This is a genomic window from Alistipes indistinctus YIT 12060, assembly GCF_025144995.1.
Lineage (GTDB): Bacteria > Bacteroidota > Bacteroidia > Bacteroidales > Rikenellaceae > Alistipes_A > Alistipes_A indistinctus.
Genome location: NZ_CP102250.1, coordinates 1,481,309 through 1,494,118, shown reverse-complemented (window position 1 = coordinate 1,494,118; position 12,810 = coordinate 1,481,309). Strand labels below are relative to the sequence as shown.

The window sequence follows — 12,810 nt, the reverse complement described above, 5'->3', positions numbered from 1 at the left end:
ATAAAAAAAAACGGTTCCCCGAAAGAACCGTTTTTCTGTATGGCACAGCACGACGATCTTCGTGCATAGGGTATTGGGTTTCTTGTCCGGAGAGAAAGTCCCGCGGCAGTTAGAAGCTCAATCGCAGGCCGAAGAGAATGCCCCACGTGCTGGCTGTGGAGTTCTGGCCTACCCATTTCGAGTTTTTCTTGAAATTGTCGCTGTTGCTGGCATTGAGGGTGTATTGGGCGGCACCGGCCGCATTTTGTCCGGTGTAAGTAAAGAGTCGGAAATTTTCGTAGCTCTGCATCCCGTTGGTGTAGTAAACGCCCCAGTTTTTGTTCAGCAGGTTGCCCACGTTGAGAATGTCGACGCTGAACTGCAGCGAATAGCGGTTGTTCGAGCCGAAATTCGAGGCGATGTCCTGCATGAACTTGAAGTCGAACTGGTTGATCCAGGGCTGTACGTCTCCGTAACGTTCGGCATATTGACCCTGACGCTTCTTCAGGTACGAATTGCCGTTCAGGAAAGCTTCGTAATCGCGCTGTTGCTCGGCGGCGGAATAGGTCACTTTCCCGGTCTCTTTGTTTTTCACATCGACGAAGTTGGTCTGGTCGGGACGCGGAATGAAAATCAGGTCCTGACCGAAGGTGTCGCCGTTCATGTCGTTCGAGAAAACGTAGCTCAGGCGTCCCTGGTTCGTGCCGCTATAGTAAAGCGTGAAGGTCGAACGCAGGTGGTTCTTGGCCCAGTCTACCGAATAGGAGATATAGCCGTTTACACGGTGCGGCATTGAGAAGGCCGAATAGCTGACTCCCGGATCGTTCAGGCTGCCCACCGAGGCGCTGGATCTCCAGGCCGACAGGGCGACACTGCCCGGATTGGCAGTGAGGTCTTTCGCATTGTTGTAGGTGTAGGCGATCATACCGGACAGACCGTTCGAAAATTGCTTGGTCAGCTGTACCGTCAGCGAAGCCTGGTGTCCTTTGTTCGTATTGGTCAGCACCATCATCGAGCTGACGTCCTTGTTCAGTTTGCCCGAATTCCATCTGGGACGGTCGTCTACGCCGGTGAAATTGCCGACCGGATCGGGCAGGTTGATGTTTCGCTGCGTTACGGCGTTGATATCCTTCGAGTACATCGCTTCGAGAGTCAGCACCATCTCCCATGGCAGGCGGAAATCTGCGGCGACGCTCGTGCGCCACAATTGCGGGAGTTTGAAATTCTCGTTCACTTTGGCGAAGTTTGAGCCGGAGGGTGTTTCTCCCGCCTTGGGCGGATTCGGGAAAATAGCCGGATTGTTGAATACCTGGTCGCGGTAATTCGGGTTGAAACGCAGATCGTTGGGCACTCCGCCACCGGTGAGTACCACTTCGGGGCTCTGTACGAATCCGGCGCTTCCCGGTTGGTTCGTGAACCAGACGAACGGCAGCAGCCCGGTAAAGATGCCCGTTCCTCCGCGCAGCTGGATCGAGCGGTCGCCCGTAATGTCCCAGTTGAAGCCTACACGCGGCGAGAAAAGCGGTTTGCTCTTGGGCCATTGGCTCAGGTTGACGGTTTGCCCGTTCTCGAAAGGAATTTCGCTCAGTGGAGTTTGTACACCGTTAATCGACGTGGAAGTCGGCCCCTGGAGTTTCGTGTAGAAGATCGGAACTTCGAGGCGCAGACCCGCGGTCAGGCGCAGTTTAGGATTGACCCTCCATTCGTCTTGGACGTAAACACTGGCCAGCCCGAAGGTGAGTTTCGTGCGCGCATCCTCATTGCCGGGGTATCCGAGCTGGTAGGCGAATGCGGCCGGTTTCGCGTTGTTGATGAAGTCGTCCACCGAATTGTAGGCGTAGTAAGTGGTTCCCTCGCGCATGTAACCGTTGCTGAAATGTTGGTTTTCGTAAGACAGTCCGGCGGTGAGCGTGTGCTGTCCCAAACCGATGGTCACATTGTCGGTGATGTTGAAGGTATTGTTCAGTACGCCGTTGTTGAACGAGAAGATTTCTGTGCCGAACGACATGTAACCTTCATAGGTTTTACCGTCGCTGCCCAGACGCATGATGTCGACGAATGGAAAAAGGTCTCCGTCCGTTTTACGGGTGTCGTTGATGTTCGTGAACGAAGCGAGCAGCTTGTTCGAGACCTTCGGGCTGAAAACGCTGTTCAACTCGGCCGTGATCGAACGCACGCGGTTTTCCTGCTTGTAACCGGTATTGGCGAACGAGATGGAGTTGATGCTGTTTCGGCCTGCGTTGTTCAGACGGACGCCGCCCGGGGTGGAAGCTCCGCTCACGAGGTTGTCGTCCTGGGATTTGACATCGTTGTAGCGCACCATCAGCTTGTGGTTCTTGCTGATGTTCCAGTCGATGCGGGCCATGATTTTGTAGTTGTCCGCAGCTGAGTTGCCGAAATTCTGGTATGCGCCGGGATTATAACCGTATGTTTTTTGTAGATAATCAGATACCTTTTCCAGATCGGCGATGGTGGTCTGTGATATCTTGTTTTCGGCGCTTCCGACACCGTCCGTGCTCGGCTGCCATTGGTTTCCGAGGAACGATTTGTATTCGAGCTCGCCGTTGATGAAGAAGAAGAGCTTGTTTTTGATAATCGGGCCGCCGACGCTGGCACCGTAGGTTTGGCGTGAGGTGGTCTTGGCATTGGCGACGGTGGCATCCTGCACCCGGTCGCCGGTCATCGATTTGAAGCGCTGGAACGTATAGGCCGTTGCATGGTATGAGTTATCGCCCGATTTGGTGACGGCGTTGATGTTCGCACCGGTGAAATTCGACTGGCGAATGTCGAACGGGGTCAGGTTGACTGAAATTTCTTGGATAGCATCCAGTGAAATCGGTTGCGCGTCGCCGCCCGGGTAGTTGTTCGACGTACTCAGGCCGAAGCGCTGTGCGAAGGCCGCACCGTCGATCGAAACGTTGTTGTAACGGGTGTCCCGGCCCCCGAAAGAACCGCTGTTTCCGGCCTGCGGCGTCAGGCGCGTAAAGTCCGAAATCGAACGGCTGACGGTCGGCAGCACGTTAAGCTGGCGGTTGTTGATGTTCGTCGCTACGCCGGCACGGTCGGAATTGAGGATCGAACTGCGTGTGCCGGTGACCACCACTTCGTCCAGGTCGGTCGATTCGATGGGCAGCGTGACGTCGAGTACATAGTTGTCACCCAATGCGATATTGATACCTTCATTGAGTACGGTCTGGAAGCCGAGCATCGAAATTTTCACCGAATAGGGACCGCCCGAACGCATGTTCATAATGCGGTAATTGCCGGTACCGTCCACAATGGCGGAATACTCGGTGCCTGAGGGAGTGTGTGTGGCCAGGACCAGTGCGCCGATTACGGGGGCACCCTGTTCATCTTGCACATGTCCGCTCATGCTCGAGGTGGTGACCTGTGCCGAGGCGGCAGAGAATGCCAGCAGGCAAAGCATGAAAGAGACGAATTGCTTCATACGGGATTGGTTTGGTTGATTAAACATTCTATATAATGTCGCAAAAGTAGGACTTTAAATGGAGATTTAAGTTAATCGGGGATTAATAAATTTACATTACTTTCCGGCCGGATTGTCAGAACAGTTCGTATTATGGTGCTGAAATACAACCGGAATAAGGATTTCTGTTTTGCGGAGGCGGATAAAAATGAGGAATGTTACCTCGGTAAAGCAGACTTAAAGATGGAAAATAACGGTTTTTTTGACACTTCTTTAAAAAAAGTGACAAAAATGGTTGTTGGAAAAGTGCCTTGCAATCCGAATATTTGTACTTTTACTTTAAACTGCGATCCAATTTACAATCGATGAAAGGCAAATCAGACACGGTGCCCTCCCAGGAGAACAAGCAGGGAATAGATGACCGGCATCAGAAAATCGTTTCCGTACTGGCTGCGCACAAGGTTGCCCTGTGGGAATATGATATCCGGACCGGTGTCTGTAGTTTCGATGAGGATTATTTTCGCATATTGGGCCTTACCGAGGCAGGCGTCGAGTTTTCCGATATAGATGATTTCTATCGGTTCGCACATCCGGATGATGTGTCTAACTACCGCGAGGCTTTCGGCCGGATGTTGGCGTCCGATACGAAAAATGCCTGTATCCGGGTGCGGTGTGTCGGGAACAAGGGACAAGTAATTTGGCTCGAAGATAATTTTTTCTCCTATCAGTCTGATGAGGAAGGGCGCCCGCAGAAACTGGTCGCTTATACCGGTAACATAACGGCCCGGTGCGAGGGAGAAGCCCGTATCCGTGCGCTCGAAGAGCGTAACCGCAAAGTGATCGAAGCGCTGCCCGAGTTTATCTTCATCATGGACGACCGGTTTTTCATTACCGATGTACTGATGGCTTCCGGTACGGTGTTGCTGCATCCTGTGGAAGAGTTGATCGGTGCCGACGGTCGCACGATCTATTCGGCCGAGGTGAGTGACCTGTTCGTGCGTAATATCCGGGAGTGTCTCGCGGACGGGAAGATTCGTGAGATCGAATATCCGCTCGATGTCGAGAGCGGGCGGCACTATTTTCAGGCGCGTATCGCCCCGTATGAGAAGAACAAAGTCCTGGCACTGATCCATGATATCGGCGACCGCGTCCGGTGGTCGAAAGAGCTGATCGAAGCGAAGGCCCGCGCCGAGGAGTCCGACCGGATGAAATCTGTCTTTTTGGCTACGATGAGCCATGAGATCCGTACGCCGCTCAATGCGATCGTCGGTTTTTCGGAGTTGATCGCCGCAGGCGATTGCGGGGAAGAACAGGAGGAGTATCAGGAAATCATTCGCAGCAACAGTAATCTGTTATTGCAACTGGTCAACGATATTCTCGACCTTTCCCGGATCGAGTCGGGCAAATCCGAGAACCATTTCCAACCGGTCGAGGTGACCGGGCTGCTCGACGAGGTGGGCAAGGTGCACAGCTTGAAAATGACGGTCGGGGTTGAACTGAAAATCGTTGCGCCTGCACGGCCGGTCTGGATTTTGACTGACCGCAACCGGTTGACTCAGGTGTTGTTCAATTTTTTGTCCAATGCCATTAAGAATACCCAGCATGGATGTATTACGCTGGGTGCCGTGCAACGGGACGGTTGGCTCGACCTGTTTGTCAGCGACACGGGCTGCGGCATGCCTGAGAATAAGATACCTTTGATTTTCAATCGTTTCGAGAAGCTGAACGATTTTGTGCAGGGTACCGGCCTGGGACTCTCCATCTGCCAGAGTATAGCCGAACGCCTTGGGGGATATATCGATGTCCAGTCGCAGTTGGGTGTAGGCAGTACTTTCTCGTTCTGTCTGCCTTATCGCGCCGATGCCGAACTTGAGGTTGCAGAACTGCAGCAACCGGTTGCCGCGTCGGTTCAGAAGCATCCCGACAGGAAGCGGAAGGTGATCTTGGTGGCGGAAGATGTCGAAGCCAATTACCGCCTGCTGGCGGCCCTGCTGAAAAAAGAGTATACGCTGCGTTGGGTGACCAACGGCCGCGAAGCGCTCCACAGTTTCGTGCGCGAGCGGCCCGACCTGATCCTGATGGATATCAAGATGCCGGAGATGAACGGCATCGAAGCGACCGAACGTATCCGCAGTATTTCGCCGGACATTCCGATTATCGCCGTGACGGCGCATGCGTATTATACCGATAAGGAGCAGGCATTGGCCGCGGGCTGTAATGCGATCGTCTCGAAGCCTTATGCGATCGCGGACCTGAAGCAGGCTATAGAAAGATGGATTAATCCCGTCCCGGAAAGCGCGGTGAGCTGAGACGTCGTACCGTAGACCGGGCGGAGAGGCTTTCGGTGATCATCCAGCGAGGCAGGGGTGGATGATTCTTTCTTCCGGGGGTGTATAATGAGTATAAAAAAGTAAACGTAAGCCTAAATGAAAAAGGTCGCCCGTTTGGGCGACCTTTTCTGTGTTTTTGAAACTGTATACCCGCCAGGAACCGAACCATAAGGATAGGTTTGGTCGGGGATAGGCAGATGTTATCACAGGGATGCGATGTAATCGGACATCTCTTGTTCGTGGGCTTCGATGCTCTGCAACAGTTTGAACTGGGCATAGGAGCGTTGCAGGTTATGCTCGGGAAATTTGATTTTGTAATAGGTGTCCCCGTCGAGGTAATCGGTCAGAAAACGCACCGTCTGCATGTAGGTCAGCATCTTTGCCCCGAAAGGAAGCAGTTCGCGTTCGGTCGGGGTCAGGAAACTTCCCGCACTACGGATATAACCTTTCGAAAAGGCGCGGAAAATATCCATATTTACCGAAACGTTGTCAAGGTCCGGATCGTCTTCGGCCCCGGTATTCGCTCCGGTGCGGATGAAGTCGCCGAAATCGCTGAGCACGAAACCTGGCATCGTCGTGTCGAGGTCGATCACGCACAGCGGCTTTCCCTGTTCGTCGAAGAGCAGATTATTGACTTTCGTGTCGCAGTGCGTAACCCGTTTGGGAAGTCTGCCTGCGCGGTAAAGCTGCTGTGCTTTGCACATTACCTCGGCGCGTTCGAGTATCTCTTCTACGAGTTTTTGCACGTCTTTCAGGCGCCCCGCACTATCGCGGGCGATCGACTCTTTGAAGCCCTCAACCCGGAATTCGATGTTGTGGAAATTCGGGATCGTTTCGCCCAATGCTCCTTCGGGCAGGTCCGAAAGCTGTGACTGGAAGTTGCCGAACGCCATTCCGGTCTGCTCGGCCAAAGCGGGTGTCATCGTTTCGTGGGTCACGGAACGCGGAATCATCACCGTCATGCGCCAATAGTTTTCGCCGTCGAAATGGTAGAGTTTACCGTCTTTCGCCGGTACCAACTTCAGCGCCTTGCGGTCGATGTCGCTTTCGCCCGAGGCTTCGAGTTTGGCCCGGATATGGTCGGTCACGCGTTGGATATTGCGCTGGAGTAGTTCCACATCTTTGAAAATGTGGTGGTTGATCCTTTGCAGGATATAGTCCGGCGTGTTCGTCTCAGCGGTCGTTACGCTGTAGGTGTCGTTGATCAGGCCGTTGCCCACCGGGGCGATCCCTGAGACGGTTCCCTCGATATCGAATTGTCCGGCGATTTTCAGTTTTTGTTCCATACTTGAATTGTACAAAAAACAAGGGTTAGTCACATCGTGCTTCGGGAATGAATGGACATTCCCGCTTTACTTTCTATTTCGCATCTCCCGGCGCATAGGCGAACGAGAAACCTTTGACTTTGTCCCAGGCCCCGCGCGTGAAATCGGGAACTTTGACCGGTGCGCTTCCGTTCTGAACCGAAGCTTCGGTCAGCGCGACAAGCGAACTCCACTCGGCCGCATCGTATACGTCCTGGTCCAGCGGAAGGCCGTTGCGAAGGCAGTAAATCAGGCGCGAGTCCATGATGAAATCCATTCCGCCGTGTCCGCCCACCGCGCGGGCTTTTTCCCCGTACTCCTTCGAGATCGGGTGCTCATAACGGGTCAGCAGGTCGGCCAGGGCTTTTGCATCGAGACCCTCTGCTTCCACGGAGTCGAGCCCGATCTGCTCGATGGGATATTTCTGGGCGAATCCCCTCGTGCCTACCACTTGATGGATGCGGCTGTACGGACGCGGATTCGATACGTCGTGCTGTACCATGATCGTCTTGCCTTTGGCCGTACGGATTACGGTGGTGTTGACGTCTCCGAGCTTGTAGTCGCGTTTGGCGAATTTGCTCTCCGGGCCGTGGTTCGTGATAGCGGCATCGGTCAGCCCGAACTGGTCGGAAGACATTGATACGAGGTAATCCATCTTGTCGCCGCGGTGGATGTTCATGATCTGGGCGATCGGGCCGAGGCCGTGCGTCGGATAGGGATTGCCGTCGTGGGCGGCGTTGTATTCGAGGCGCCACATGTCGTGGTAGCCGGTCGAATCGTTCATGCACAGCCCGCGCAGGTCGTGGTTGTAGGCTCCCTCGGTGTGTACGACCTCGCCGAAAAGTCCCTGTTGGGCCATGTTCAGCGTAGCCAGCTCGAAGAAGTCGTAGCAGCAGTTTTCGAGCATCATGAAGTGCTTGCGGGTTTTTTCCGAGGTATTGACCAACTGCCAGCATTCGTCGAGGGTCAATGCCGCCGGCACTTCCGAAACGGCATGCTTGCCCTGCTCCATTGCATAAACGGCGATCGGCGTGTGCATCTTCCAGTCGGTGCAGATGTAGACCAGATCGACGTTATTCAGTTCGCAGGCTTGTTTCCATACAGAGGTGTCGCCGCTGAATTCTGCGGCTTTCGGGAAACCGGCTTTATTCAGCGTGGCCTGGGCTTTGGCTACGTTACCCGGCACGATGTCGCACAGGGCGACGATCTTCGCGCCGTCCACATGCGTCAGGCGTTCAACGGCTCCGCTACCACGCATACCCAATCCGATCACGGCGATACGTACCGTGTCGATCGGATCGCATCTCAACTCCAAGACGTCTTGTTGACCGGCCGGGCGCGCCGGCTCGGGAAATTCGATCATTGCGCTTTTTTGCTCTTGCTGACAGCAACCGTTCAGCATGACCGTCGAGGCGATTGCCACTACCGCGAGCATTAAGGTGTAAAATCTTTTCATCGGGTGTTGTTTTAGGGTTAATAATTCGGTTGTAGGAGGGTTTGCTTGCGACGGGCGCTTCTTTTTGCGGGGAAGGCCGTTTGCCGGTGCCGTCATAAACAATCTTCCCGTTCAGGAACCGTATCTGCCGGTACTCTTTTCGGGTACCGGCAGACAGCGGTTCGGGAAGTTAGATCTGATGCGGAATCCGATCGAATCGGATCGTTTATTCGCCCTGTGTCAGCGAGTAAGGCCGCTGTTCGGGCGTGAAAGTCCGCTTTTTGTTCGGTTTGGGACCCATCACGAAGTTCAGTTCCCCGCCACCCATGATCTGGTTGTGCGTCAGGTAGGCCGTTTTGATCGGCTCGCCGTTCAGCGTCACGCTTTGTACATAACGGTTTTTATCGCTTACTTTATCGGCGCGGATGGTAAGGCTCTTGCCGTCGCCGAGGTTTACCTTCATGTAAGGCAGGTAAGGCGCTCCGATTACATACTGGTCGGTGCCGGGGGCCACGGGATAGAAGCCCATCGCAGTGAAAATATACCAGGCCGACATTTGACCGCAGTCGTCGTTGCCGCACAGTCCGTCGATGTTGTTCTGATACATCTTATTCATGATCTCACGTACCCAGTATTGCGTTTTCCACGGTTCAGAAGTCCAGGCGTAGAGGTACGGAATGTGCTGGCTCACTTCGTTGCCGTGCACATAATTCCCCAGAATACCCTCGCGGGTTACATCTTCGGTCTCTGCGAAGAATTCGTCGGGCAGATACATGGTAAAGAGCGAATCGAGTTTCTGGATAAACCTCTTGTCTCCGCCCATGTAGGCCTTCAATCCTTCCACATCCTGCGGAACATAGAACGAATAGTTCCACGAGTTACCTTCGAGGAAGCCTTCGCCGTGCGTGCCCAGCGGGTGGAAATCCTTTTTCCACGTACCGTCGCTGTAACGTGCGCGGGCCAGACCCAGATTCTTGTCGAAAGTGTTGCGGTAGTTCAGCGCGCGTTTTTTGTAAGTGTCGGCGATCTCTGTCTTGCCCATATTTTTGGCCGTGTTGTAGATCGTCCAGTCGTCGAATGCATATTCCAGCGTGTTCGACGCTCCTGTCGGATTTTTGTCGAACGGAACGTAGCCCAGTTCCATATACTCTTTCAGGTTGCCGTAGTAAGGAATGGTCGAACTGCTGACCATCGCTTCCAGTGCGAGCGGCTTGTCTACCTTGATGCCTTTGGTGATCGCGTCGGCCAGTACAGGAACGGCGTGGTAGCCGATCATGCAGAAGTTTTCATTGCCCATGTGCGACCATACCGGCAGTGCGTGGTGGATGCTCTGCTCGTAGTGCTTCAGCATCGATTCGACCATGTCGGTGTTGCGTTCGCGGTTGATGATGTTGTAGAGGGGCATCAGGGCGCGGTACGTATCCCACAGCGAGAAGATGGTGTAATTGGTAAAGCCTTCGGCCTTGTGGATGTTCTGGTCGAGGCCGCGGTACTGGCCGTCCACGTCCATGTAAACCGACGGGTTGATCAGTGTGTGGTAAAGCGACGTATAGAGCATCGCCAGTTGGTCGTCGCTGCCTTCGGCTTCGATGACGTTCAGCTCCTTGGCCCATTTTGCACGAGCTTCGGCGGCGATCTGTTCGAAAGTTTTGTTGCCGGCTTCGGCTTCGAGGTTCTTCATTGCCCCTTCGGTGCTGACGGCCGACAGTCCCACTTTGATATCGAGCGTCGGGTCGTTGCCCAAATCGAAATCGAAGTAGCATACGATCTGGCGTCCCTGAATATCGGGGAAATTACGGTTCGGCTTGAATTTGGCCAGATGACCCATGTATTTGGGTTTCTTGTGGTCGATGTAGCCGTAGTTGTTGAAAGGCTTCGAGAACTTCATCGCAAAATAGGTGTAGTTCGCCCGTGCCCAGCCGTTTGTGATGCGGTAACCCACCAGCGTGGAGTCGTTCACGACCTGTACGCTCGCCCACAGCACCTTGCCGTCGTAGTTGTAGATCGCATGGTTCATGTCGAGGATGATGCGAGACGTATCGGCGTCAGCCGGATAGGTGTAGCGATGCACGCCCGTGCGCTCGGTAGCGGTCAACTGCGCTTTTACGCCGTAGTCGTCGAGCATCACTTCGTAATAGCCCGGCGTGGCGATTTCGGTATCATGCGAGAACCGCGAACGGTAGCCCGCATCCGGATCGGTCGCCGTGCCCGGGTTGAGCTTCAATGCTCCGGTGGTCGGCATGATCAGGATGTCGCCCAGATCGGAGTGGCCGGTGCCGCTGAAGTGGGTGTGGCTGAAGCCGACGATCGTCGAATCTTTGTGCTGGTATCCCGCACAGTATTCGTATGCGCGCGGCTGGTAGACTCCGTCGATGTTGTGCGGGATGGTGTCCGTGTCGGGACTCAGCGCAACGATTCCGTGCGGTACGCAGGCACCGGGGAAAACGTGTCCCATTTTGTTGGTGCCGATGATCGGGTTGACCTGGTCTACCGCGCTGCGCTGCTGGGCCGACAGGGTGGCTGCGCCCGCCAGCAGACAAAGAGATAAGCAGAGAGTTTTATTCATGTCTGGTTTTCAGTATGGATTTAACAAGTGCTTTCAAAGATAACGATTTCACCCGGATTTTCGTCTAAAGGCGTATGGAATTCGCGCAAAAAGCTCCGGAGTTTAATCGCCAGTCCCGGCATCCGGCTTGTCGTGATATACAACGAGTCCGGGAATGCCGGTCAATGGAATAGGGCCTGAAAATGGGGTTTGTAAAACGATGATGAGATGGTAATAATTTTATTATTAATCTGTTGGATATTGCTTTTGCGATTGGTTATTCCGCTGAAATGGCCGCTTGGGCAATCACATCCGGACCGTGAGGTTTCCCATTTTGACAAATCATCCTTGCCAAAATGGAAGGGTAAAAAGAATGAAGTGAGGTTATAAGGGAAAATAATTTACTAAAATCAGAATATAAAATGAGAGTGATGAAATTCGGCGGCACTTCGGTAGGATCCGCTGTCCAGATTCGGAAAGTCGCAGGGCTTATCGGGAATAAATCCCCTAAAATCGTTGTATTGTCGGCTATGTCGGGGACAACCAACACCTTGGTGGAAATAGCCGGAACACTTAAAGACGGTGACCGTTTCCGGTTTGGTGAACTGGTCGGGCAACTTGAGTTCAAATATGTGGAAACAGTCAATGACCTGTTTGGTACGGAGAGTTGCCGCCGGTTGGCTGTGGATGGGATGACGGATTGTTTCCGTACTCTATGGAAAATGCCTCAGGCCGGTTATACACCCGAGAATGAAAAAGTGATATTGGCACAGGGAGAGTTACTTTCCACGTTATTGATGCACCTATGCCTGAAAGAGATGAATATAGAGTCCGTAGTGCTGCCGGCATTGGAATTTATGCGGCTGGGCGGTAACGGCGAACCCGATGGGCGGTTCATCCGCCGCAATTTGTGCAAATATTTGCGACAGCACCGCAAGTGCTCCCTGTTCATCACGCAAGGCTATATTTGCCGCAATGCGGCCGGAGAGATCGATAACCTGCAACGCGGGGGCAGCGATTATACGGCATCGTTAATCGGAGCGGCAGTAAGGGCGGAAGAAATTCAAATATGGACCGATATCGACGGACTGCACAACAATGATCCGCGCATAGTGTCTAATACGGTTCCGGTACGGTTGCTCAGTTTCGACGAGGCATCCCGGCTGGCCTATTTCGGCGCGAAAATCCTGCATCCGCTTTGTATCCAGCCCGCCGAGAAACACCGTATTCCGGTCCGATTGCTCAATACGATGCAGCCGGAGGCACCCGGCACGCTGATTACCGAATGTGCTGAAAAGGGTAAAATTAAAGCCGTAGCGGCCAAAGACAATATCACTTATATTAAAATCCGGGCTTCACGGTCGCTGCCGGCCTACAAATTCATCAGCAAAGTATTCGGCGTTTTCGCACGCTGTAAAACACCGGTCGATCTGGTGACCACTTCCGAAGTAAATATCTCGGTATCGATCGACGATCCGCAGCGCTTACAGGAAATTGTCGCGGAATTGGGCAAATACGCAGAGGTTACGGTTGAAAAAGACATGGTGATCGTTTGTGTTGTGGGAGACTTGGAGTGGCACAATGTCGGTTTCGAAGCCAGGATTATCGGTGCGCTCCGTGATATTCCGGTGCGGATGATCTCCTATGGGGAGAGTAGCAGCAACGTTGCGCTCGTGATGCGGAGCAGCGATAAGAGCCGGGCGTTGCAGGCACTAAACGAGTATGTTTTTGTTTAAATGGGGGAAAAATAGGAGGTGAGCGGATTTTTGCTATCTTTGGGAGCAAATCAC

Annotated in this window: 6 protein-coding genes; 2 read left to right on the top strand and 4 right to left on the bottom strand. The window is 53.6% G+C overall.

Features of this window, described 5'->3' with window-relative positions:
• Positions 1 to 109 precede the first annotated feature (109 nt).
• On the bottom strand, positions 110 to 3,427 hold the full coding sequence (locus tag NQ495_RS06350) for a TonB-dependent receptor (protein ID WP_009133791.1): 3,318 nt from the start codon (positions 3,425 to 3,427) through the stop codon (positions 110 to 112).
• Between the two features lie 344 nt (positions 3,428 to 3,771).
• Here NQ495_RS06350 and NQ495_RS06345 point away from each other — a divergent pair, with 344 nt between their 5' ends.
• Positions 3,772 to 5,715, top strand: a complete 1,944-nt coding sequence (locus NQ495_RS06345) for a response regulator (RefSeq protein WP_040294189.1) — start codon at positions 3,772 to 3,774, stop codon at positions 5,713 to 5,715.
• 224 nt (positions 5,716 to 5,939) lie between these two features.
• On the opposite strand, the gene NQ495_RS06340 is transcribed toward NQ495_RS06345, so the two are convergent.
• The 3 genes from NQ495_RS06340 to NQ495_RS06330 all read right to left on the bottom strand — a co-directional run bounded on the left by NQ495_RS06340 (position 5,940) and on the right by NQ495_RS06330 (position 11,041).
• Positions 5,940 to 7,022 carry a phosphotransferase enzyme family protein gene (locus NQ495_RS06340; RefSeq protein ID WP_009133793.1) on the bottom strand — a complete coding sequence of 361 codons (1,083 nt, stop codon included), beginning with the start codon at positions 7,020 to 7,022 and terminating at the stop codon, positions 5,940 to 5,942.
• 73 nt (positions 7,023 to 7,095) lie between these two features.
• Entirely contained in the window at positions 7,096 to 8,496 is a 1,401-nt protein-coding gene (locus tag NQ495_RS06335; protein WP_009133794.1) for a Gfo/Idh/MocA family protein, read from the bottom strand.
• Between the two features lie 205 nt (positions 8,497 to 8,701).
• On the bottom strand, positions 8,702 to 11,041 hold the full coding sequence (locus tag NQ495_RS06330) for a GH92 family glycosyl hydrolase (protein ID WP_009133795.1): 2,340 nt from the start codon (positions 11,039 to 11,041) through the stop codon (positions 8,702 to 8,704).
• Between the two features lie 401 nt (positions 11,042 to 11,442).
• On the opposite strand from NQ495_RS06330, the gene NQ495_RS06325 reads away from it, so the two are divergent.
• On the top strand, positions 11,443 to 12,756 hold the full coding sequence (locus tag NQ495_RS06325; RefSeq protein ID WP_009133796.1) for an aspartate kinase: 1,314 nt from the start codon (positions 11,443 to 11,445) through the stop codon (positions 12,754 to 12,756).
• Positions 12,757 to 12,810: the final 54 nt, after the last annotated feature.

Bases quoted from the DNA above. Each gene is read 5' to 3' on its own strand.
- NQ495_RS06340 (WP_009133793.1), bottom strand. From the start codon at position 7,022: ATGGAACAAAAACTGAAAATCGCCGGACAATTCGATATCGAGGGAACC.
- NQ495_RS06350 (WP_009133791.1), bottom strand. From the start codon at position 3,427: ATGAAGCAATTCGTCTCTTTCATGCTTTGCCTGCTGGCATTCTCTGCC.
- NQ495_RS06345 (WP_040294189.1), top strand. From the start codon at position 3,772: ATGAAAGGCAAATCAGACACGGTGCCCTCCCAGGAGAACAAGCAGGGA.
- NQ495_RS06330 (WP_009133795.1), bottom strand. From the start codon at position 11,041: ATGAATAAAACTCTCTGCTTATCTCTTTGTCTGCTGGCGGGCGCAGCC.
- NQ495_RS06335 (WP_009133794.1), bottom strand. From the start codon at position 8,496: ATGAAAAGATTTTACACCTTAATGCTCGCGGTAGTGGCAATCGCCTCG.
- NQ495_RS06325 (WP_009133796.1), top strand. From the start codon at position 11,443: ATGAGAGTGATGAAATTCGGCGGCACTTCGGTAGGATCCGCTGTCCAG.